The sequence below is a fragment of the Sphaerisporangium cinnabarinum genome (assembly GCF_055567015.1).
On sequence record NZ_JBVHRG010000004.1, the window covers coordinates 283,711 to 304,700 of the forward strand.

Sequence of the window (20,990 nt, forward strand, 5' to 3'; positions counted from 1 at the left end):
GGCGCGGGAGCCCGGCTCAGGGGGTTGTGCCTGCGGGTCGGGACGCGAAGAGGTCGAGCCCGAGAGCGCGCGACAGGAGCGCGCCCGCGCGGCGACCGCGCACCGAGTTCCCCGCGTCGTCGAGCCGCGGGGAGAACGCCGCCACCGCGCCCTTTCCCGGCGACATCATGACGATGCCTCCGGAGATGCCGCTCTTGGCCGGCACCCCGACCTCGAAGAGCCACTCGCCCGACCTCTCGTACATCCCCGTCGAAGCCACCACGCTGAGCGCGTCCCGAGCCATGCCCGCCTCGACCACGCGCTCGCCGGTCGACGGGTTGACACCGCCGTTGGTGAGCGTGGCGCCCATCATGGCGAGGTCGTGGGCGTCGACGCGCAGCGCGCACTGCCGGGTGTAGAGGTCGACGACGGCCGCCGCGTCACCGTGCAGGCGCCCGTGGCTCGCGAGCAGCGAGGCGAGCCCTTCGTTGTGCTGGCTCGTCCGGGACTCGGACCGGTAGACCTCCTCGTCGACGTCGAGGGCGCGCCCGGCGAACCGCGACAGACCGTGCACGAGGAAGTCCCACCGGGCGTCGTCCGTGTCACCGGGAACCAGACCCGTCGTCGCGAGCGCGCCCGCGTTGACCATCGGGTTCATCGGGTGCCCCTCGCCGTGCTCGATGGCCAGGACCGAGTCGAACGGCACGCCCGTGTTGTCGACGCCCACGCGCTCCAGGACGGCGTCGTGCCCGATCTCCTGGCAGACGAGCGCGTACACGAACGCCTTCGAGATCGACTGGATCGAGAACCGGTGGCGCACGTCGCCGCGCGCGTGCTCCGTCCCCGCCGTGTCGGTGAAGACCACAGCGAACAGGTCCGGCTCCGCGCCCGCGAGCGCGGGCACGTCCTCGATGACCGCCCCCTCGTCGAGGTCGCGGAAGCGTTCGTACGCGTCGTCGAGCGCGGCCTCGACGACGTCGTGCCCGGGCAGAGAACCGGTGGAGATCCACGGGTCGGGGTGATGGCTCATCCCTCGTGACGCTACCCGCGGCCTGCGCGGCTCGCCCAGGAGGTCAGAACAGCGGCCACGGCACGGCGGGCATGTCGCCCTCCGGTGCGGGGAACCGTGCCGTGCGCAGCAACCGGTCGCAGCGCTCCGCGAGGGCGGCCACCTCGTCGGGCGCGAGGAGCTCGCGCAGGCGGTGGGCGAGGTCACCGTCGAGGCCCGCACGCACGCGCTCGACCCCGGCGAGCTCGTCGTCGGCGAGCGGCTCGCCGAGCCAGCCCCAGAGCACCGTGCGGAGCTTGGGCTCGACGTGGAACGTGACGCCGTGGTCGACGCCGGCGCGCCGCCCGTCCGCCAGCGGCAGCACGTGCCCGCCCTTGCGGTCGGCGTTGTTCACGACGGCGTCGAGCACGGCCATGCGTCGCAGCGTCGGCGAGTCCTCGTGCACGACGCTGACCGGGCGGTCCTCCTCGTCGACGCCCTCCAGCACCGTCCGGACCCCGTCGCGCGGGACCTCGTCGGTGGGCACGACGTCGACGGGCGACTGCGTCGAGTCCACGTCCTGCCAGAGCTGCACCATGCCCGGACCGAGCGGCCCGTCGCGCAGCCACGTGCGCGGCACGACCCCCCAGCCGAACGCCTCCGACACGAGGTACGCGGCGACCTCGCGACCCGCGAGCGTGCCGTCCGGGAAGTCCCACAGCGGCTTCTCCCCTGCCACCGGCTTGTACACGACCGAGAGGTCGCCCAGGCGGGCGAGGAACGTCGCGTTCGACGCGGTCCGGATACGCCCGACGACGTCGAGCGGCATCTCGGTCAGGGCGGCGTCGGGCGGGGTGCCGGCAGGGTCGAGACCGGACGGCGCGGCGGCGTCGTCGCGCGGGGTCGTCACGCCTCGTCGGGCAGCGCGCACACGTGCCCGTCGGGGTCGACCGGCCGGCCGCACCGCGGGCACAGGGGGCGCCCCGCGCTCACGACGGCACGGGTGCGCTGCGCGAACGCACGTGCCGTCCCCACGGGCATCTTGACGAGGAGCGACTCCGCGGGCTCCGGCTCGTCCGCCTCGGGGTCGAGGTCGTCGTCGTCCACGAGCGGGAACGCCTCGACGATGACCTGCGCCGTCCGAGGGTCCCACGCGAGGCGCATCGCGCCCGTGCGGAACTCCTCCTCGACCGGGAGGTCCAGGGGGTCGTCGTCGACGAGCTCGGCCGGGACGTCGGCGGGGACGCTGTACCGGTTGTCGGGCTCCTCCATGAGCTCGTCCAGCAGGCGCTGGATCGTGTCCGCCAGGACGGCGGACTGCTCCTTCTCGAGCGCGACGCTCGTCGTCCGGGTGCCTTCGCGCGCCTGCAGGTAGAACGTGCGGGAGCCGGGCAACCCGACGGTCCCCACGACGACGCGGTCCGGCCAGTCGTACTCGTGGACGAGAGTGGGCATGCCCTCACTCTACGAGCGCACGGCCCGTCCGCACGGGACGGCCACGGGTCGGACGCCGGACGCTCCGGCTACCGCGCGCCGTCGGCCTGGCCCGGCCCGGCCCCACCGCCGACGGGCGCGTCCCCCGCGGGCGCCGCGCCGCGCAGCCAGGAGAGGTCGCCCGCGTCGGTGTTCACCGCCACGACCTCCGGGCGGCGCGGCCCGTACCGGACGACGGAGATCGACGCCGGGCCGACGACGATGCGCTGGAAGAGGTCCAGGTGCACCCCCAGCGCGTCGGCGAGCACGGACTTGATGACGTCGCCGTGCGAGACCGCCGCCCACACCGCGTCCGCACCGTGACGGGCGGCGACCTGCGCGTCGTGGCGACGGACCGCCTCGACGCACCGGGCCTGCATCGCGGCCAGCGACTCGCCGCCCGGGAAGACGGCCGCCGACGGCTGCGTCTGCACGACCGACCACAGCGGCTCCTGGGCGAGGTCCTTGAGCGCACGACCCTGCCACTGCCCGTAGTCGCACTCGGTGATCCCGTGCTCGGTCACCGTCTCCAGGTCGTCCGCCTGGTGGTCGAGCACGGCTTGCGCGGTCTGCCGGCACCGCTCCAGCGGGCTGGTGACGACCCGCGCGAGCGGGACGCCCGCGACGCGCTCGGCCGCCCGGGCCGCCTGGTCGCGCCCGACCGCGTCGAGCGCGACGCCGTCGGCGCGCCCGGCGAGGATGCCGCTCGCGTTCGCGGTGGTGCGGCCATGACGGACGAGCAGGACGGTCGGCATGCCCCGAGCGTAGGTGACCGCCGGCTCTCAGCTCGCGGCGGTGGCGTCCGCTGACGCCGTGTCCTGGGTCTGGATGACCCGCGGGACGAGCCGGTCGGGCAGGGGCGCCATGCCCGGTCCGCCCGCGCGGATCCAGCAGTGCAGGGCGTCGGTGAGCTCGTCGCCCGCGAGCTGCTCGAACCAGGTAGGACCGGCGGCACGGGCGGCGGGCACCGGCCTGACCACGACGACGTCCCCGCGCTCGCACTCGTCGAGGCAGTCCACGACGGTCAGGCGCGCGTCCCCGGTCTCGGCGATCCGGCGCAGCCGGTCGAGCTGCCCACCCGGACGGGTGTCGGTCGCGACCAGCGTCTCCCCCGCGCAGAGCCCGCACGCGGTGATGCCGGGGACCGTGCGCGCGGGGCGCGGACGCCGTTCCCGGTCGTCGGTGGGGGTCGTCGCCGTCACGCGTCGACGCCCTGCTGACGAACGTGGCGACGAGCCTGGTGCCGAGCCGTCGTCGGCCCGCGCTCGCCGCACTGCCCCGGGGAGGTCATGCGTGCCCTTCTTCCTCTCGTGACGTGGCGAGCCGGTCGCTCGCAAGCGATACCCCGCAAGGGTATATCGGCCCTCCACGGTCAGCCCACCCGGTGACCCGCCTCGTGAGAGCAGGGGTGAGCACGGTGTCGGGTCCTTCGGCCTGGGCCCGCGGGGCGCGCGCACGTCAGACGCGTGCGACAGCGCGCACGCCCCGCGGGGCGGGATCAGCTCGAGGCGAGCAGGTCTTCCATGGTGGAGATCTCGGCCTGCTGGGTCTCGACGATCTCCTGCGCCATCGCGACCGCGTCCGCGTTCTCGCCCTCGTCGACCTGGGTCTGCGCCATCTCGACGGCACCCTCGTGGTGGACGATCATCTGCTCGAGGAACAGCTGCCCCGCCTCCGCGCCCTGCGCGGCGTCCAGGGCCTGCATGTCCTCCTCGCTCATCATCCCGTCCATGGACCCGTGGCCCATGGCCTCGTGGTCCATGCCGCCGGGCTCCTCCATCGGAGAGCCCCACTCCTCCAGCCACGTGGTCAGCTGCTCGATCTCGGGCCCCTGGGCGTCCTTGATCTGGTTCGCCAGGTCCGTGATCTCCGGCTCGACACCGTCCTTGGTCAGGATGACGTCGGACATCTCGATCGCCTGCTCGTGGTGGGGAATCATCATCTGGGCGAACATCACGTCCTGGTCGTTGAACGTGGCGCCCTCCGCCGCGCCGTCCTGCTCCTCGGCACCGGTCGTGGCGGACGGGGCCGCCCCGCTCCCGGGCTCGTCGTCGTTCGAGCACGCCGCGAGGCTCGCGACGGTCGCCAGCACGATCGCCGGAACCAGCACTCTCGTGAACTTCATGGGGACAGACCTCTCGTCTCGGTACTCAGGAACCACACGCGCCCCGGTGCGGGGCGTATCGGTCGACGCAGGGCGCGTCGACGGCGTGCGGTTCCTACGTCCGAGAGATGCCGAGAAGGTGCAGCGACGGCGCGAGGCCGACGAAGGGCCGAGCGCGCCCTCGTTCGACGAGGCGCAACCAGACGGGGGTGAGGCGTGCCAGGAGGCCGCGCCCGGGGCGCACGAGGGCGAGCAGCACGACCAGCACCATGAGGCACATGGCCGACGCCATCTCGTGCCCGCCGCAGTCGAGGCAGCCACCCTGCTCGTGGTGCCCGGGGCCGTCGTCGGCCGCCGGTGCACCCGCGGGGTGGCTCGTCTCGGCGATGACCGCCGCAGGTCCGACGTGGGCCGTCGACGAACCACTCATCGCGTGCAGCGTCACGACGCCGAGAAGCAGCGCAGCGATCAGCAGAGCACCCGAAAGCCCTCGCCGGCGCCCGGCGAGCAGCGAACGGAGTGCGGCCATGAGGTGCATGTCGCCGCCACCCTAGCAAGCGACCATCGGGTCGGGACTGCCCCAAGATCGGTTGACTCCTGATCGGCGGGGACTGTGCTCTTCACCGGAAGGATGTCGCTCGTGCCAGCCCCATCCCGCTGAATTCCGCCGAGACGTGGTCGTCGCAGCCAGTCAGTGCGGCTCGATTGCGTAGATCGACAAGGGTGAGGCCGCCTGGTTGCTAGACGACAAAGCAGAAGCAGTCGCCGAAAGCAAAAAACAGGCCAGAGGAGTATTCCTCTGGCCTGTTTCTCTTGTCGGGCTGACAGGATTTGAACCTGCGACCCCCTGACCCCCAGTCAGGTGCGCTACCAAGCTGCGCCACAGCCCGTGGCTGGATCACCGAGCCAGATCCGACCGGATCGGACCCCGTGAAGCCTCGGATACTCTACCCCATCCGTGACGCCTCCAGAGCACCGTTTGCCCCGGTCGGGGCTGTGCGGTCGGTCTCGCCGGAGGTCGCCGCGGCGTCCCGCTCCCCCGTCGGCAGGTGCGCGCGCCACGCGGTCGCGACGATCACCAGGCAGACCGCGGCGATGACCAGACCACCGAGGAACATCTGCGCGTACGTCCACCGCACGGACAGCGCGGCGAGCGCCACGGGCACGCAGAACCCGATGTAGGTGAGCGAGTAGTAGACGGCCGTCAGACCGGCGAGATCGTCGGGCGTCGCGATGCGCTGGACCTCGCTGAGCCCCGCGACGAGCGCGAGCCCGTAGCCGGCCCCGAGCACCATCGCGGCGACGAGCGCCGTCGGGAGGTCGAGCCGCGCCGAGGCGTAGGCGCCGGAGCCCATGCCGACGACGACGATGGACATGGCGACGACGGACGCCCGCGCGCTGTGCCGGGTGTCGATGAGGCGGCCGAGCACCTGGATGCCCACCCCGCAGCCGAGGCCGAGCACGGTCATGAGCCCGGAGAACGCGATGGGCGCGCTGCCCGCGCTGGCGGACACCAGGCCCGGCAGGACGGCGTAGGCGCTGCCGGCGCACCCGAACACCCAGGGCGCCACGGGCACGACGACGCGCAGGAACCGCCGGTGCGCGACCGCCGGCACGCGCAGGTCGTCGCGCAGCCGGCCCTGGGCCCCGCCGTCGGGCACGACGCGCGTCTCCGGGACGCCGAGCAGCCAGACGCCGGTCGCGACCGCGAGCGCCGCGTGCAGCAGGTAGGCGGTGTGCGTGGGCCAGGGCGCCCACTGGGCGAGCACCGCCGCGACGCCGGCGCCGACGAGAAATCCCAGCGTGAGGGCGAGGCCCGCGCGTCGGGCGCCGGAGCCGCCGTCGGGCACGCCGGACGCGCGGGCGGCCGCGTCGCTGAGCTCCTTGACCCAGGTGGTGCCGACGGCCATGACGAGGCCCAGCGCGACGCCGCACAGGACGCGGCCCGTCGCGAGCAGCGCGGCGGAGGACTCCCCCGCCGCGAGCACGAGCGACCCGGCCAGCGCGATCGGCGGGGCGGGCAGGAGCAGCGGGCGGCGCCCGTACCGGTCGGAGAGCGGTCCGCCGAGCAGGAGCGCGGGGACGATCCCGAGCACGTAGGCGGCGAGCAGCGCGTCGACGGTCACCGCGGAGAAGTGCCCGACCTCCCGGTACATGACCAGCAGGGGCGTGAACTCGTTGCCGCCCCACGCGACGGCGAGCATCACCGCCGCGACGGCGAGCCACGCCCGCGGCCCGACGGCGGCGCTCGCCCCCGGCGCGGAGGCCTCGCTCGTGGGGCTCGAGGCAGCCGCGCTCACAGGCCGGCCCTCGCGTCCTCGAGGTGGCGCTGGACGCGGCGCTTGTAGGTGCGGGTGTCGCGCACCTCGAGCGCGTCGACGAGCGCACGGTGCCCGGCGACGAACGTCGTCGCACGGCCCGGGTCCCACCGGACGCTGTGCGCGACCATCCGCTGCTGGCGCTCGCGCAGGCTGACGAAGAACGTGGTGAGCAGCGCGTTGCCCCCGGCCGCGACGATCTCCTGGTGGAACCGCGCGTCGAGCGTCGCGTACTCCGCGACGTCCCCGTCGGCGACGGCGGCCTCCTGGGCCGTGACGAGGTCGCGCAGGAGCGCGACGAGGGTGGCGAGCTCGGTGTCGGGCAGGCGGACGACGGACTGGGCGGCGTGCGTCTCGACGAGCAGGCGCGCGTCGAGGACGTCGTCGGCCTCGCCGGGCGCGACCGGCACGACGAGCGCGCCGCGCTTCGGGTAGAGCCGCAGCAGGCCCTCGGCCTCCAGGCGCAGGAACGCCTCCCGGACCGGCGTGCGGCTCACGCCGAGCTGTTCGGCGATCTCGCCCTCGCTCGTCATGGACCCGCCGGGCAGGCTCCCGTCGAGGACGCGGGACTTCACGTGCCGGTACGCCTGCTCCGTGGCAGAAGCGCTGGTGGTGCGTGGCATAGATACATGATGCATCTATCGTGTGCACGACATCGACCGCAACCGCTCTCCGGGGCCGTGCGGTTCGACACACCGAGCGCGGAACCCTCAAGTGATAGTTGACGCCGCCCGTTACTTACAGTTTCGCCGAAACTGTAAGTAAGGTGACGTCATGGAAGCAGTTCAGGTGCTCGCTGTCCCAGCGGTAGCTCACGTGAGCCACTACTGGACAGCAGAGAACGACGGCCTTTCGACGCGTGCGCAGGTGGCGGCTGGCTCGGGACCCTACGAGTCCACCATCCCGACCGCCATCGCCGACTACTCCCCCGTACTGACGCCGCAGCAGTCCGCCGACGCCGAGGAAGCAGCCGCCGCTCTCGCACGCTTCGACTCGTACGCCAGCGCAACGCTCGGGCCGGACAACCCCACCCTGGGTCCGATGTCCTCGATCCTGCTGCGCACCGAGTCCGCTTCCTCGTCGCAGATCGAGAACCTCACGGTCGGCGCCAAGCAGCTCGCGCTCGCCGAGATCGACCAGACGACGAGCACCAACGCACGCACCGTCGTCGCGAACGTCCGGGCCATGCAAGCCGCCATCGACCTCGCCGACCGGCTCGACGAGGCCTCGATCCTCACGATGCACCGCGAGCTCCTCGGCGGGCAGCCCGGATGGGAGGAGCACGCGGGGCGCTACCGAGGCACTCTGGTCTGGGTCGGCTCGTCGAGCATCAGCCCGAGAGGCGCGACCCACGTCGGGCCCCAGCCAGAGCTCGTCCCTGGAGCGATGGCGGACCTCATGGCCTTCGTCCGCCGGGAGGACCTTCCCGTCCTCGTCCAGACCGCCGTCGCGCACGCGCAGCTCGAGACGATCCACCCGTTCACGGACGGCAACGGCCGCACCGGCCGGGCCCTCGTGCACGCCATGCTGCGCTCGAAGGGCCTCACGCGGAACACCATCGCCCCGGTCTCCGCGGGCCTCCTCATCGACACCGAGGCCTACTTCGACGCGCTCACCGCGTTCCGCGCCGGTGACGCCTGGCCGATCGTCGAGCAGCTCTCCCGCGCGAGCCGGTTCGCCGCGACGGCCGGAGCGCGGCTCGTCGACGACCTCGCGGGCCAGGTCGCCACAGCGCGGGAACAGCTTTCCGGGCTGCGGCCCCAGGCCTCCGCCTGGAGCGTCGTGCCGCACCTCGTGGCCCATCCGGTGATCAACGCGGCGTTCCTCCGCGACCACCTCGGGTTCAGTGACGTCACCGCCCAGCGAGCGCTGAGCCAGCTCGCCGATGCGGGTGTCCTCCGCGAGCGCAGCGGCCTCCGGCGCAACCGGGTCTGGCAGCACGAGGGGATCCTCGCCGTCCTGGACCTGTTCGCCCAGCGGATCCGGCGCAGCTGACGACGCCTGGAGGTCCCGGCGGGTGCCGACTACGTCCACTCGTCCGGTACGACGCCCTCCGACGGCCCCGTGCCGTCCCGCAGCGCCGCGTCGAGCCGTCGGACCAGCTCGCCGACGCGACCGCCGCCGCCCGGCGCGGGCGGGTAGCGACGCAGCACGGCGACGACCTCGGGCGTCGCGAGCGCCCGCGCGGTGTCGAGCCACCCGCTCGCGACGCTCTCGCCGGACCCGTCCACGCCCGCGGCGAGCGCGGCGGCGTGCGCCGCGTGGGCGGCGGAGCCGAGGACGTGCTTGACCTGGTGGGCGTCGGCGATCGGGTGCAGGTACGCGGCGCCGGCCGCCGCCATCGCGGCCCGGGCGGCCTCGGCGGCGGCGGGGTCGCCCGCCTCCTTCGCCGCGCGCAGGGCCGCCCAGGCGGTGTCGCGCAGCGCCTTGCCGCGCGCGCCACCGAAGGCGAACGCGCGGGCCGCGTCGACCGCCTCGCGGGGGCGTGCGTCGTCGGGCCGGACCGCCTCGACGAGCTCCAGGGCCGGCTCCGCGCACCGGGCCGCGTACCCCGTGACCGCCCGCAGATCCTCGATGCTCACCTCGACCGCAGCCGCCGTCGTCGTCACCGCTCGCTCCTCGCTCTCGCGCGCTCCCGTCCGCGCCAGGACGCGGAACGCCCTACGAGCACCGTACCGAGCCGGGCACCCTCACGTCCCGACCCACGACCCGGCCCGCGGCGCACACGACGGCTCACACGACCGGCCCGGCGCCCCGCGCGACCTGGAGCACCCGCGCGACGCCGGGCTCGTCGGGGTCGTCGGTGATGTCGCGCCCGTCGAGCCAGCACCCGACGACGTGCGCGAGCTCGCCGGGGTGGCTGAAGTTCATGGCGTGCGGGGCGCCCTCGATCGCGGCGACGGTCACGTGCGGGGGCGCGAGCGCACCGACCTCGCGCACGCGCCACGGCGGCGGCATGAGCGGGTCGCGCGTGCCGAGGACGGCGAGCGTCGGCACGGGGACGCGCAGCACGCGTTCGAGCGAGGGGAACCGGGCGAGCTCGGCGAAGAGCTGGAGCGCGTTGACCGGCCCGAAGCGCACGTAGTCGGGCACCGCGACGCGCGCCATGCGCGGGCTCTCGCGCACGGCGTCGCGCGCGAGCTGGGTGAGCGCGCGCCCGAACGGCTGGTTGTGCACGCCGCCCGCGGGCGACGCGAGCACGACGCCGGCGACGCGGTCGGGGGCGGCGTGCGCGACCTCGAGGCTGACGGGGCCGCCCATGGAGTTGCCCAGCAGGACCACACGGTCGAGCCCGAGCGCGTCGAGCGTCGACAGGAGCGCCCACGCGAGGGCGGGGATGCCGAGCGGGTGGCCCCACTCTTCGCTGCGCCCGTACCCGGGCAGGTCCGGCACGACGGCGGTCGCGCGGTGGGCGAGACGCTCGGCCGTCGGGAGGAGGTAGGTGCCGGAGATGGCGAAGCCGTGCACGTGCACGATCGGCACGGCGCCCGCGACCTCGGGGCCGGAGCGCACGAAGACCTCGCGGCCCTCGACGGTGACGTGGCGCGACGTCCACCCCTCTGCGGCCATGCCGCGATCCTCCCAGCGCACCGTGCCGACCTCGGCCGCGCGGGTGGCGGAGCACCCGCGACGGGTGAGGCGCCGGGAGGACCCGGGCGGCGAGCATGGACGCCGGACGGGGGTCGACGTGGAGCAGAGCACGGGTCGCACCGAGGGTCGGCCGACGGCGGCCGACCGGCGCCTCGCGCTGCTCCTGGCCGCCGCGATGTTCGTGCTCGTGGTCGACACGTCGTTCATGAACGTGTCGATCTCCGCCGTCGTGCGCGACCTGGGCACGACCGTGAGCGGCGTCCAGACGGCGATCGCGCTCGAGGCGCTCGTGTCGGCGTCGTTCATCCTCGTGGGCAGCAAGGTCGGCGACCTCGTGGGCCGGCGGCGCGCGTACGTCGTCGGGCTGCTCGCGTACGGGGCGGGCGCGGTGGCGATGACGCTCGCGCAGAGCCTCGTGGCGGTCGTGATCTTCTGGTCGGTGATCGGCGGGCTCGGGGCCGCGCTGCTGCTGCCGGCGATGCAGTCGCTCGTGCACGGCAACTTCGAGGGCTCCGCGCGCAAGGCGGTCTACGCGCTCGTGGGCGCGGCGGCGTCGATCGCGGCGGCGGTGGGGCCGCTGCTCGGGGGCGTCATCACGACGACGCTGTCGTGGCGCGTGGCGTTCGGGCTCGAGGCCGTGGTGATCGTCGTCGTCCTCGTGGGCGTGCGCCTCGTGCGCGACGTCCCGTACACGGGCGACCGCGCGGTGGACGTCGTCGGGACGGTCCTGTCCGTCGTCGGGATGGGCGGCGTGGTGCTGGGCGTGCTCGTGTGGCAGGAGGGCGGGGAGGCGGTCGGGGCCCTCGTCCTCGTCGGCGCGCTGGGTCTCGTAGGCCTCGCGTGGTGGCTCGTGCGCCGCGCGCGGGCCGGGCGGACGACGCTCGTCGACCCCGGGCTGTTCCGCTCGCCCGCGTTCCGGGTCGGGGTGTCGCAGCAGCTCCTGCAGCAGGTCGCGCTCGGCGGGGCGATGATCGCGCTGCCGATCTTCCTGCAGATGGCGCTCGGGTACGACGCGCTGCTCGCGGGCCTCTCGCTCGCCCCGCTGTCGCTGACGATGTTCGCCGCCGCCCTCGTCGCGGGCAAGCGCCCTGGCCGACGACGCCCGGCGACCCGTGTGCTCGCCGGCTTCCTCCTGCTCGTCGTGGGCATGGTGGCGCTCGTCGTCGTGGTGCCGAGGGCGTCGTCGGGCTGGTGGCTCGCGCTGCCGCTCGTCGTGGCGGGCGCCGGGCTGGGGCTCCTGGTCTCCCAGCTCAACGCGTACACGCTGTCCCCCGTGCCCGAGGAGCGCGCGAGCGAGGCCGCGGGCGTGAGCTCGGCCGCGGGGTCGTTCGGCCTCTCGCTCGGCCTCGCCGTCGCAGGCGCGGTCATGCTCGCGTCGCTCGCGGCGGGGTTCACGGCGCGGGCCGAGGCGAGCGACGTGCTGCCCCCGGACGACAAGGAGCAGGTCGCCCGGGTGCTCGAGGACGACGCCGAGATCATGAGCGACGCCCAGCTCCTCGAGCTCCTCGCCGACGAGCCGCCCGCGGTGCGCGCCGAGGTCGTGGCCATCAACGACGACGTGCGCGCGCGGGCGCTGCAGGTCGCGCTCCTCGTGCCGCTCGTCGCGGGGCTCCTCGGCGTCGTCGCGGCGCTGCGCATGCGCCGCCTGCCGGACCCCGAGACACGTGAGGACGAGCCGCCGGTCCTCGGCTGACCTGCGTCGTCGGGATCGTGACCGGACCGATACCCGGTTCGTTGCTCGTGCTAACCGTCGCGAAACGCCGGGGAAACAGCGGCTTGTGAGCATCGCTGACGGCAGGGGGCCCCACCACACGACCGCCGGTCGCGCCGTACCTCCGCGCGCCCGGAGGAAGGACCGCTCGCCCATGACCCGTCCCGTCCCCCGCAGACGGCTCCGCGCCCGCGCCGCCCTCGTCGGCGGTCTCGCGGTCGCCGCGGCGGCCCTCGCCGCCCCCGCGCACGCCGCACCGTCCGTCACCCAGGTCTCCCTCACGGCGCCCGCGTCGGTCGAGGTCGGCGCGGAGATCACCGTCACGGTCGCCGCGACCGGCGCCGGCGACCTCTACGCCTACGACCTCGCCGTCGCCTACGACCCCGACCTCGTCGAGCTCGTGGACGGTTCCGTCGTCACCCCGGACGGCGGCTTCGCCGACGCGACCGACGACGCGGCCGGGACGGTCGCCGTCACGCACACGCGGCTCGGTACCTCCCCCGGCCTCGAGGGCGACGTCACCCTCGCGACCCTGACGTTCACCGCCGTGTCCGACGGCGCGGCCGCCTTCGCCGTCCCGACCGCCACGCTCGTCGGCGCCGACGCCGAGACGGCCACGCTCACCGACGCCGCGAGCGCCACGACGACCGTCACCGCGGTCGACGTCCCGCCCACGCAGGAGCCGACGGACGGGCCCACCACGCCGCCGGTCGACGACGGCGGCACCACACCCCCCGGGGACGACGGCGCGTCCGACTCGTCGTCGTCCCCGTCCGGGTCCACCTCGGGCGGCGCGCTCGCGTCGACCGGGGCGAGCGTCGCCTGGTTCGCCGGGGCCGCGCTCCTCGCGGTCGCCGTCGGCACGGGCATCCTGCTCGCGCGGCGTCGGGCGGCCACGCGATGACCGGCCCGCTGCCCCGCCCCGACCTCTCGCCCGCGCACCGCGCGCCCGTCCCCTCGAAGGAGCCGTCCGTGACCACGACCCACCGGCGCGCCGCCACCGGCGGGCTCGCCGCCCTGACGATCGGCGGCCTCGTCCTCGGCGTCACGACGGCGCCCGCCGCGACCGGCGCGCCCGCCACGGAGACCGCGCCGCTCCTCGCCCCCTACTGGACCGAGCTCGATCTCACGGGCGACCAGCAGGTCACGACCGACGACCTCGCGGTCGTCGCCGCGGCGCTCGGCGCGACGTCGGCGGACGCGGTCTGGGACGACGTCGCGCCCGCCGACACGGACGGCGACGGCACGATCACGGTGACCGACCTCGCCGCCGTCTCGCAGCGCATGGTCTACGACGACGGCCCGTTCGAGCTCGTCGAGGCGTCCGTGCTCGACATGCAGGCCGCGATGAACGCGGGCACGACGACGTCGGTCGCGATCACCCAGGAGTACCTCGACCGGATCGCGGCGTACGACACGACGCTCGTCGACACGGGCGCGGGCGGGCGGCCGCTGCACTCGATCATCAGCACGAGCGACGTCGCGCTGGAGGCCGCCGCGCGCGCCGACGCGGTCCGCGGAACGGACGGCATGACGAGCCTGCTGCTCGGCGTGCCCGTCACGGTGAAGGACAACTACGACACGACGGACATGCCCACCACGGGCGGCTGCGGCTGCTGGGACGACAACCGGACGACGACCGACGCGACGATGGTCGAGGGCCTGCGCGCCGACGGCGCGGTGATCCTCGCGAAGGCCAGCCTGGACGAGTTCGCGTTCGGGTTCGCGTCGGAGTTCTCGTCCTTCCAGGGCGCCGGGACGAGCACGCTCGTCGCGAGCCCGTACGTGACGAGCCGCACGGCCGGCGGGTCCAGCGGCGGCACGGGGGCGGCCGTCGCGGCGAACCTCGCCGGGCTCGGCCTCGGCACGGACACGGGCGGATCGATCCGCGTCCCGTCGTCGTACAACCAGCTCGTCGGCGTGCGCCCGACGGTCGGTCTCGCGAGCCGCGACGGCATCATCCCGCTCGCGCTGAGCCAGGACACGGGCGGCCCGATGGCGCGGAGCGTCCTCGACGCGGCGGTCGCGCTCGACGCCGTCGCCGGGGTCGACGCCGCCGACCCGGTGACGTCGCGCCAGGAGGGCGAGGTCCCGGCGTCGTACACGCAGTACCTCGACGAGGGCGCGCTCGACGGCGCCCGCATCGGCTACGTGCCGTCGATGCTCGGCTCCAACGCGGCGACCCTGCGCCTGTGGGCCCAGACCCGCGCGACGCTCGAGTCGCTCGGCGCGACCGTCGTCGAGGTCACGCCGCCCACCACGTGGTCGCCGGTCCTGCCGAACGGTTTCGCGAGCGTCCTCTCCGAGGGGTCGGGCTCGACGAACGAGTTCAAGCACGACCTCGACGCGTACGTCGCGACCCACCTCGCCCCGCAGGTCGAGGCCCGCACGCTCCAGGGGATCGTCGACTCGGGCCGCTACGTGCCGTCCCGCCGCAGCACGTACGTCTCGCGCGACGCGGTCACCGAGGAGACGTACCAGGCGTGGGCGGGCCCCGAGGGGTCGCACACGAAGGTCCTCGCCGAGGGCAAGGTGCTCGTCACGACGATGCTCGACGACGGCGACCTCGACGCGCTCGTCTACCCGAGCGCCAACCCGTACGGGACGATCGGGACCAACCTGCGGCTCAGCCCGAACACCGGGCTGCCCGCCGTGACCGTCCCGGTCGGCCAGGCGGTCGCGACCGACGGCACCGTCACCGGCGGCGGCGTCAACCTCGAGCTGCTCGGCCGCGACTTCGACGAGGGCCCGCTGCTCGGCCTCGCGTACGCGCTCGAGCAGGCCACGCAGGCCCGCACCTCCCCCGCGCTCTACGGCCCGCTCGGCTGAGCGGCCCACCACCGCCGACGGCGGCCGTCCCCTCCCGGGGGGGCGGCCGCCGTCGTGCGTCGGGAGAGGTCGCCCACCACGGCGACGACGCGTCAGCGTCGCGGTGTCCGACGGCGCTCGTCGTCGCCACCGAGGGCGGCGCCGAGCGCCGCGAGCACGAGCAGATCCACCACGAGCCCGGCGACGCCGACCCACTGCAGCGCGCGGAACACGAGGAGCTGCGTGAGCAGGAGCGAGACGAGCACGCCGCGCCGGACCCAGACGGCGCCGGCGCGGCGGTCCTCGGGGTGTCCGCGACGGGACGCCACCACGCCGACGACGACGCACGCGACCGTCGCGGCGACGCCCGCGACGATGCCGACCCCGACCCAGGCGGGCACGTCGACGTCGCCGACGAGCACGCGCAGCCCCGCGAGCAGCGAGCCGAGCGCCGTCCCGAGCACGAGCACGACCACCACGACGGCGGCCCAGCGGCGCTGGAGCGTCTGCGCGAACCAGGCCGACGAGCGCCGCACGAGCGCGCGCACCGGGTCGGGCACGTCGACGTCGTCGCGCGGCACGGCCTCGACGAGCGCCGCGACCTCGTCGGCCGTCGGCTCGCCCCGGCCCAGGGCGACGAGCGCACGGGCCTCGTCGCGCGCGTCGTCGGTGAACCCGCCGGCGACGCCCGCGACGGCGCGGTCGGTCGCGACCGCGAGGTACTCGGCCGGGTGGTGGCGCCGCCAGCCGTGCAGCGCCTCGACGACGAGGACGAGCACGACGACCGTCGCGTAGATGAGCGCCGCCGTCGGCTCGTAGAAGTAGTCGTTGTCCGCGGTGACGAACTTGCCGATCTCGTCGACGAACAGCCCGAACCCGATGCCGCCCACGAACGCGCCGAGCGAGCGCGGCGCCGGGCCGACGAAGGACAGCAGGATCACGAGGGCGAGCGCCATGCCGAGCCCGCCCCACAGCACGTGCGCGACGTGCAGGTCTCCCCCGCCGACCTGCGGGTACCCCGACGCCGCGAGGAAGAACCGCGTCACGAGCACCGTCGCGACGGCGACCACGAGGAACGTCACGACGTGCCGCACGGCCGCGGTGTCGCGGGCCGCGCCCAGGCGCAGGGCGCGGCCCCGCCGGGACGTCCCGGCGGAGGCGCGCCCCGAGCCCGCGCTCACCGCTTGCGCTTCTCCCGCACGCGGACGCTGATCTCGATGGGCGAGCCCTCGAACCCGAACGTCTCGCGCAGGCGGCGCTCGATGAACCGGCGGTAGCCCGCCTCGAGGAACCCGGTCGCGAAGACGACGAACCGCGGCGGGCGCGTGGAGGCCTGCGTCGCGAAGAGGATGCGGGGCTGCTTGCCGCCGCGCAGCGGGTGCGGGTGGGCGGCCACGAGCTCGCCGAGGAACGCGTTGAGGCGGCCCGTCGGGATGCGCGTGTCCCAGGAGTCGAGCGCGCGCTCCATCGCCGGGGCGAGACGGTCGGTGTGCCAGCCGGTGCGGGCCGACACGTTGACGCGCGGCGCCCACTGCACCTGCACGAGGTCCTTCTCGATCTCGCGCTCGAGGTACGGGCGACGGTCGTCGTCCATGAGGTCCCACTTGTTGTACGCGATGACGAGCGCGCGGCCCGCGTCCACGACCTGGGAGATGACGCGCGTGTCCTGCTCGGTGAGCGGCACCGACGCGTCCACGAGCACGACGGCGAGCTCCGCCTTCTCGATCGCGGCCTGCGTGCGCAGCGACGCGTAGAAGTCGGCGCCCTTCGTCTGGTGCACGCGGCGACGGATGCCGGCGGTGTCGACGAGGACGTACGGGACGTCCTTGATGGTCACGAGCTCGTCGACCGGGTCGCGCGTCGTGCCCGCGATCTCGTCGACGACGACGCGGTCGGCGCCCGCGAGCTTGTTGAGCAGCGAGGACTTGCCGACGTTCGGGCGCCCGACGAGTGCGACGCGGCGCGGCCCGGTCGGGCGCACCTCGCCGTGCTCGGACTCGGTCGGGAGCGCCGCCATCGCGGCGTCCAGCAGGTCGCCCGTCCCGCGGCCGTGCAGCGCGGACACGGGGTGCGGCTCGCCGAGGCCGAGGCTCCAGAGGTAGGCGGCGTCCGCCTCGCCCGACTGCCCGTCGACCTTGTTGGCGCACAGCACGACCGGCTTGCCCGACTCGCGCAGGAGGCGCACGACGCGCTCGTCCGTCGCGGTGGCGCCGACCGTCGCGTCCACGACGAAGAGCACCGCGTCGGCGAGGGCGATGGCGACCTCGGCCTGCTCGGCGACCTTGGACTCGATGCCCGCGACGTCGACCTCCCAGCCGCCGGTGTCGACGAGCGTGAACCGGCGCCCGGCCCAGTCGGCCGGGTAGCTCACGCGGTCGCGCGTGACGCCCGGCTTGTCCTCGACGACGGCCTCGCGACGGCCGAGGATGCGGTTGACGAGGGTCGACTTGCCGACGTTCGGACGCCCGACCACGGCGAGCACGGGCAGGGGCGACTCGGGCTCCGCGCCGTCGAGGGCGTCCTCGTCGGCGTCGAGCAGCGCGAGGTCGGCGTCCTCGAGCTCGTAGTCGTCGAGCCCGGCGCGCAGCGCGCGCTCGCGCGCCTCGTCGTCCGCGGAGTCCGCGTGCGCCAGGGGCTCCTCGGCCTGCCCGACGGCGTCGGTCGGTCCAGGCGTGCCGGGCTGGGCGGGGTCGGGTGTGGTCATGAGGTCCATTCTCCCAGGCCGCGGGCCAGGCTCCGAACCAGGCCGCGGGCGCGTCGTGCGGGTGGCCGTCCGGGACGCACGGCGTCAGCCCGCGGAACCGTCCCGGCGGGCGGCCAGCCGCGCGACGACGGCCCGCACGACGTCGTCGGGCACGGGCTCCGCGAGCGGGAACCGCAGCGTGCCCTTGCCGTCCTGGTAGCGCGCGATGCGCCGCGCGAGCGCGTCGTCGACCTCGGGGACGGGATAGAGCGAGACGTGGTGCGCCCAGCCCGCGAGGTAGACGACGTACCGGCCGTCGCGCGTGAAGGTCGGGATGCCGTAGCTGATCCGCTCGCCCAGGCCAGGCACCGTGTCGTGCACCACGGCGCGCAGGTGCGCGACGACGTCGCGCGCGTCCGGGGCGAGCGTCGCGAGGTACTCGTCGACGGTCGTGGGCTTGCCGGGCGGCTCGGCCATGCGTGCTCCCTCCCCCGCGGGCAGCGCCTGCCCGGTCCCGCGACGGGGCGCCGGCGCCTGAGCGCGAACCTACCGCGCGGTGGTCGTGCCCGCGAGGCGCACGAGGACGACCCCGGCGACGACGAGCACGCCGCCCGCGGCCTGCACGAGTCCCGGCACCTCGCCGAGCAGGAGCCACGCGATGACCACGGTGAACAGCACCTCCGACAGCCCGACGAACGACGCGAGGCGCTCGCCCATGCGGACGGTCGCGGCGACCCCGGACACGTACGCGAACGCCGTCGCGACGAGCACGACGACCGCGAGCGGGACGTACCAGGGCGCGGTCGAGCCGAGGAGCGTGACGTCGACGAGCGGGGCGGCGAACGGCAGCACGCCCGCGAGCGCCGCCGCGCCGAGCGCGAGCGCCCCGACGCCGAGCCCGCTCGCGGCGAGCGCGACGGGAGGCAGGCGCGTCGGGCGCGCGGACAGCACGAAGTAGGCGCCCAGCCCGCCCGCCGCGCCGAGCGCGAACAGGACGCCGAGGAGGTCGGGGCGAGCGCCGCCCGGGTCGACGACGAGCACGAGGCCGAGGACAGCGACGGCGCAGCCCGCGAGCGTGAGCCGTGGCGGCACGTGCCGCGTGCGGGCCCAGGCGAGGCCGACGAGCAGGACGGGCGCGAGGTACTCGATGAGGAGCGCGATCCCGACGGGCATGCGCGCGACCGCCGCGAAGTAGCACAGCTGGGTCCCCGCGACGGCGACGAGGCCGAACCCGAGGACCAGCCGCCACTCCTCGCGCAGGAGCCGGTGGCTGCCGCGCAGGGCGACCGCCGCGACCGGGGCGAGGACGAGCGCCGAGCACAGGGCGCGCGCGAAGACGGCGGCGCCGGGCGTCCAGCCCGCCTCGAGGAGCGGCTTGACGAACGGGCCGCTCGCGCCGAACGCGAGGGCCGACGCGAGCCCGACGAGCAGACCGGTGCCCGGGCGGTCGCCCACCACGTGCGCCACCGGGCGGTCCGTCCTCATGGGGTCGGCCGGTCCCCGCGCGGGTCGTCCAGCGGCAGCGCCACACCGGTCAGCGCGACCGTGTCGGCGACCAGCTCGGCGAGCGCGGTGCGGATGCGCTCGTTCGCGTCCTCGAGCGCCTGCTTGCCGCTCACCCCGGGCACGCGCTCGACGGCGAGCGGCGCGCCGAAGCGGACGACGAGCCGACGCCGCAGCCCGGGGAGCCGGTTGACGCCCTCGCCCGCGCGGCGCGTACCGAGCACGGCCACGGGCACCACGTGCGCGTGGCCGTTGAGCGCGAGCCACGCGGCCCCGGCGCGCGCCGACGTCGCGTCGCCGCGCCCCCGGGCGCCCTCGGGGAAGACGCCGACCGCCCCGCCGCGCCGGAGCACGCCGAGCCCGGCCGCGAGCGCCGGGCGTCCGCCGGTGCGGTCCACGGGGATCTGCCCGGCGGCACGCAGCACCCAGCCGACCGGCCCGGTGAACATCTCCTCCTTGACGAGGACGTGCAGCGGGCGCGGCGCGACACCGAGGACGAGCGGCCCGTCGACGACGCCGGTGTGGTTCGCGGCGAGCACGACCGGGCCGTCCGTCGGGACGTGCTCCGCCCCGATGACGTCGGTCGCCCACACGACCCGGGCGAGGAAGCGGCCCACCCAGCGCGACCAGGCCGGCCCGGCGGGTGACGGCACGCCGTCTCCCGGACCGCGCACCCGGCTCACGAGCCCTGGCGCGGACCGACCACCCGCCCGGTGACCTGCTCGACCACGGAGAGGACCGCGTCGATCGTCTGCTCGAGGTCGAGCTCCGACGAGTCGACGGTCACGACGCCGTCGGCCGCGACCTGGAACTGCGAGACCGTCGCGTCGTCGCGGTCGCGCCGCAGCACCTGGTCCTTCGTCGCCTCGACGGCGGCCGCGTCGGCCGTCCCGTGCACGTCGAGCGAGCGCCGCGCGAGGCGGGCCTCCTCGCTCGCGGTGAGGAGCACGCGCACGTCGGCGTCAGGGGCGACGACCGTCGTGATGTCCCGGCCCTCCGCGACGACGCCGCGCCCGCCCGCGAAGCCGTCGGGCGTGCGCTCGACCTCGATGACCGCGCGCTGGAGGCGCCGCAGCTCGGCGCGCACCGCGAGGTTCGTCGCGACGGCGCTGACGGCCGTGGAGATCGCGGTCGAGCGGATCGCCTCCCCGACGTCCGTCCCGTCCACGTGGACCGTCGGCCCGGACGGGTCGAGACCCATGACGAGCGGCATGACGCGCACGGCGTGCGCGACGGCCTCCTGGTCGGCGAGGTCCTCGCCGCGGTGGAGGCACCACCAGGTGGCGGCGCGGTACATCGCGCCCGTGTCGAGGTACGCGAGGCCGAGGCGGCGCGCGACGCCCTTGGACACGCTCGACTTGCCGGACCCCGAGGGTCCGTCGATCGCGACCGTCAGCGCGCCGTCTCCCGGCGTCCCCGTGCTCACTGGGCCAGGTCCTTGCGCAGCGCCGTCGCCCCGTGCAGGTACACGTGCTGCACCGCCGCACGGTCCACGTCGAGCTCCGCGTGCGCCATGAGGCGCACCACGCGCGGGAGCGCGCCGGGCACCGCGATCTCCGTCGCGCACATGAGCGGCACGTCGCCGAGGCCCATCTCGCGCGCCGCGGCGGCCGGGAAGTCGGCCACCAGGTCGGGCGTGCACGTGAAGAGGATCGAGATGAGCGCGCGCGTGTCGACGGCGTTCGCGTCGAGCACCTCCTGCACGAGCTCGCGCGTGCGCTCGAACAGGTGCTCGCGCTCGTCGACGTCGAGCTGGGTCGCGCCCCGGATCGCCCGGACCGGCATGGATGGTGCTCCTTCGTGCGGGACGGCCCGCCTCGCGGCGGTCCGTC

22 protein-coding genes and 1 tRNA gene are annotated in these 20,990 nt (G+C 75.0%); 4 read left to right on the plus strand and 19 right to left on the minus strand.

Annotated elements, in window-relative coordinates:
- Positions 1-16 precede the first annotated feature (16 nt).
- From glsA to ACZ4MO_RS08620, 10 genes are all read right to left on the minus strand, one after another.
- The gene (gene glsA, locus ACZ4MO_RS08575; RefSeq protein WP_175008502.1) at positions 17-1,009 is read right to left on the minus strand and encodes a glutaminase A; all 993 of its coding nucleotides are present in this window, start codon (positions 1,007-1,009) and stop codon (positions 17-19) included.
- Positions 1,010-1,052: 43 nt separating this feature from the next.
- Positions 1,053-1,877, minus strand: coding sequence for an SCO1664 family protein (locus ACZ4MO_RS08580; RefSeq protein WP_499278737.1), 825 nt, complete (start codon positions 1,875-1,877; stop codon positions 1,053-1,055).
- On the minus strand, positions 1,874-2,422 hold the full coding sequence (locus ACZ4MO_RS08585; RefSeq protein WP_175008501.1) for a DUF3090 family protein: 549 nt from the start codon (positions 2,420-2,422) through the stop codon (positions 1,874-1,876). Before ACZ4MO_RS08585 ends, ACZ4MO_RS08580 begins: the two co-directional genes overlap by 4 nt.
- Positions 2,423-2,490: 68 nt before the next feature.
- On the minus strand, positions 2,491-3,195 hold the full coding sequence (locus tag ACZ4MO_RS08590) for an MSMEG_4193 family putative phosphomutase (protein WP_175008500.1): 705 nt from the start codon (positions 3,193-3,195) through the stop codon (positions 2,491-2,493).
- A gap of 27 nt (positions 3,196-3,222) precedes the next feature.
- Positions 3,223-3,642 (minus strand): hypothetical protein, encoded by a 420-nt coding sequence (locus tag ACZ4MO_RS08595; protein ID WP_175008499.1) that lies wholly within the window; start codon positions 3,640-3,642, stop codon positions 3,223-3,225.
- Between the two features lie 296 nt (positions 3,643-3,938).
- Positions 3,939-4,565, minus strand: coding sequence for a DUF305 domain-containing protein (locus ACZ4MO_RS08600; RefSeq protein WP_175008498.1), 627 nt, complete (start codon positions 4,563-4,565; stop codon positions 3,939-3,941).
- A 94-nt stretch (positions 4,566-4,659) separates the two neighbouring features.
- Positions 4,660-5,073, minus strand: a complete 414-nt coding sequence (locus tag ACZ4MO_RS08605; RefSeq protein ID WP_175008497.1) for a hypothetical protein — start codon at positions 5,071-5,073, stop codon at positions 4,660-4,662.
- A 287-nt stretch (positions 5,074-5,360) separates the two neighbouring features.
- Positions 5,361-5,434: transfer RNA gene (locus tag ACZ4MO_RS08610), tRNA-Pro, on the minus strand.
- Between the two features lie 57 nt (positions 5,435-5,491).
- A complete protein-coding gene (locus tag ACZ4MO_RS08615) occupies positions 5,492-6,844 on the minus strand; it encodes an MFS transporter (protein ID WP_255437112.1) in 1,353 nt (450 codons plus the stop codon).
- Complete coding sequence (locus ACZ4MO_RS08620) at positions 6,841-7,485, minus strand: GntR family transcriptional regulator (RefSeq protein ID WP_163187550.1); 645 nt, start codon at positions 7,483-7,485, stop codon at positions 6,841-6,843. Before ACZ4MO_RS08620 ends, ACZ4MO_RS08615 begins: the two co-directional genes overlap by 4 nt.
- 244 nt (positions 7,486-7,729) lie before the next feature.
- Here ACZ4MO_RS08620 and ACZ4MO_RS08625 point away from each other — a divergent pair, with 244 nt between their 5' ends.
- Positions 7,730-8,857 (plus strand): Fic family protein, encoded by a 1,128-nt coding sequence (locus ACZ4MO_RS08625; protein ID WP_255437111.1) that lies wholly within the window; start codon positions 7,730-7,732, stop codon positions 8,855-8,857.
- 29 nt (positions 8,858-8,886) lie between these two features.
- Here the strand turns inward: ACZ4MO_RS08625 and ACZ4MO_RS08630 are convergent, their stop codons facing one another.
- Positions 8,887-9,471, minus strand: coding sequence for a putative immunity protein (locus ACZ4MO_RS08630; protein ID WP_175008495.1), 585 nt, complete (start codon positions 9,469-9,471; stop codon positions 8,887-8,889).
- A gap of 124 nt (positions 9,472-9,595) precedes the next feature.
- On the minus strand, positions 9,596-10,432 hold the full coding sequence (locus ACZ4MO_RS08635; RefSeq protein ID WP_051028337.1) for an alpha/beta fold hydrolase: 837 nt from the start codon (positions 10,430-10,432) through the stop codon (positions 9,596-9,598).
- Positions 10,433-10,550: 118 nt separating this feature from the next.
- Between ACZ4MO_RS08635 and ACZ4MO_RS08640 the strand changes: the two genes are divergently transcribed.
- From ACZ4MO_RS08640 to ACZ4MO_RS08650, 3 genes are all read left to right on the plus strand, one after another.
- Positions 10,551-12,146, plus strand: a complete 1,596-nt coding sequence (locus ACZ4MO_RS08640) for an MFS transporter (protein WP_499278739.1) — start codon at positions 10,551-10,553, stop codon at positions 12,144-12,146.
- A 172-nt stretch (positions 12,147-12,318) separates the two neighbouring features.
- A complete protein-coding gene (locus ACZ4MO_RS08645) occupies positions 12,319-13,068 on the plus strand; it encodes a cohesin domain-containing protein (protein ID WP_175008494.1) in 750 nt (249 codons plus the stop codon).
- Between the two features lie 68 nt (positions 13,069-13,136).
- Positions 13,137-14,993: an amidase family protein gene (locus ACZ4MO_RS08650; protein ID WP_255437110.1), complete on the plus strand. Its 1,857-nt coding sequence runs from the start codon at positions 13,137-13,139 to the stop codon at positions 14,991-14,993.
- A 92-nt stretch (positions 14,994-15,085) separates the two neighbouring features.
- Here the strand turns inward: ACZ4MO_RS08650 and ACZ4MO_RS08655 are convergent, their stop codons facing one another.
- The 7 genes from ACZ4MO_RS08655 to aroH all read right to left on the minus strand — a co-directional run bounded on the left by ACZ4MO_RS08655 (position 15,086) and on the right by aroH (position 20,943).
- Positions 15,086-16,153, minus strand: coding sequence for a hypothetical protein (locus tag ACZ4MO_RS08655; protein WP_175008492.1), 1,068 nt, complete (start codon positions 16,151-16,153; stop codon positions 15,086-15,088).
- A complete protein-coding gene (gene der / locus ACZ4MO_RS08660; protein ID WP_186810401.1) occupies positions 16,150-17,676 on the minus strand; it encodes a ribosome biogenesis GTPase Der in 1,527 nt (508 codons plus the stop codon). The genes ACZ4MO_RS08655 and der overlap by 4 nt, the downstream gene beginning before the upstream one ends.
- Before the next feature lie 84 nt (positions 17,677-17,760).
- Complete coding sequence (locus ACZ4MO_RS08665) at positions 17,761-18,132, minus strand: DUF1801 domain-containing protein (RefSeq protein WP_175008490.1); 372 nt, start codon at positions 18,130-18,132, stop codon at positions 17,761-17,763.
- A gap of 69 nt (positions 18,133-18,201) precedes the next feature.
- Positions 18,202-19,140 carry an EamA family transporter gene (locus ACZ4MO_RS08670; RefSeq protein WP_175008489.1) on the minus strand — a complete coding sequence of 313 codons (939 nt, stop codon included), beginning with the start codon at positions 19,138-19,140 and terminating at the stop codon, positions 18,202-18,204.
- Positions 19,137-19,811 carry a lysophospholipid acyltransferase family protein gene (locus ACZ4MO_RS08675; protein WP_255437109.1) on the minus strand — a complete coding sequence of 225 codons (675 nt, stop codon included), beginning with the start codon at positions 19,809-19,811 and terminating at the stop codon, positions 19,137-19,139. The genes ACZ4MO_RS08670 and ACZ4MO_RS08675 overlap by 4 nt, the downstream gene beginning before the upstream one ends.
- 26 nt (positions 19,812-19,837) lie before the next feature.
- Positions 19,838-20,584, minus strand: a complete 747-nt coding sequence (gene cmk, locus ACZ4MO_RS08680) for a (d)CMP kinase (RefSeq protein WP_175008488.1) — start codon at positions 20,582-20,584, stop codon at positions 19,838-19,840.
- Positions 20,581-20,943 (minus strand): chorismate mutase, encoded by a 363-nt coding sequence (aroH, locus tag ACZ4MO_RS08685; RefSeq protein ID WP_175008487.1) that lies wholly within the window; start codon positions 20,941-20,943, stop codon positions 20,581-20,583. Before aroH ends, cmk begins: the two co-directional genes overlap by 4 nt.
- Positions 20,944-20,990: the final 47 nt, after the last annotated feature.

What these genes read in the sequence shown, in the direction of transcription:
- glsA (WP_175008502.1), bottom strand. Translation starts at nt 1,009, where the DNA reads ATGAGCCATCACCCCGACCCGTGGATCTCCACCGGTTCTCTGCCCGGG.
- ACZ4MO_RS08585 (WP_175008501.1), bottom strand. Translation starts at nt 2,422, where the DNA reads ATGCCCACTCTCGTCCACGAGTACGACTGGCCGGACCGCGTCGTCGTG.
- ACZ4MO_RS08590 (WP_175008500.1), bottom strand. Translation starts at nt 3,195, where the DNA reads ATGCCGACCGTCCTGCTCGTCCGTCATGGCCGCACCACCGCGAACGCG.
- ACZ4MO_RS08600 (WP_175008498.1), bottom strand. Translation starts at nt 4,565, where the DNA reads ATGAAGTTCACGAGAGTGCTGGTTCCGGCGATCGTGCTGGCGACCGTC.
- ACZ4MO_RS08605 (WP_175008497.1), bottom strand. Translation starts at nt 5,073, where the DNA reads ATGGCCGCACTCCGTTCGCTGCTCGCCGGGCGCCGGCGAGGGCTTTCG.
- ACZ4MO_RS08620 (WP_163187550.1), bottom strand. Translation starts at nt 7,485, where the DNA reads ATGCCACGCACCACCAGCGCTTCTGCCACGGAGCAGGCGTACCGGCAC.
- ACZ4MO_RS08635 (WP_051028337.1), bottom strand. Translation starts at nt 10,432, where the DNA reads ATGGCCGCAGAGGGGTGGACGTCGCGCCACGTCACCGTCGAGGGCCGC.
- ACZ4MO_RS08645 (WP_175008494.1), top strand. Translation starts at nt 12,319, where the DNA reads ATGACCCGTCCCGTCCCCCGCAGACGGCTCCGCGCCCGCGCCGCCCTC.
- der (WP_186810401.1), bottom strand. Translation starts at nt 17,676, where the DNA reads ATGACCACACCCGACCCCGCCCAGCCCGGCACGCCTGGACCGACCGAC.
- ACZ4MO_RS08665 (WP_175008490.1), bottom strand. Translation starts at nt 18,132, where the DNA reads ATGGCCGAGCCGCCCGGCAAGCCCACGACCGTCGACGAGTACCTCGCG.
- ACZ4MO_RS08670 (WP_175008489.1), bottom strand. Translation starts at nt 19,140, where the DNA reads ATGAGGACGGACCGCCCGGTGGCGCACGTGGTGGGCGACCGCCCGGGC.
- aroH (WP_175008487.1), bottom strand. Translation starts at nt 20,943, where the DNA reads ATGCCGGTCCGGGCGATCCGGGGCGCGACCCAGCTCGACGTCGACGAG.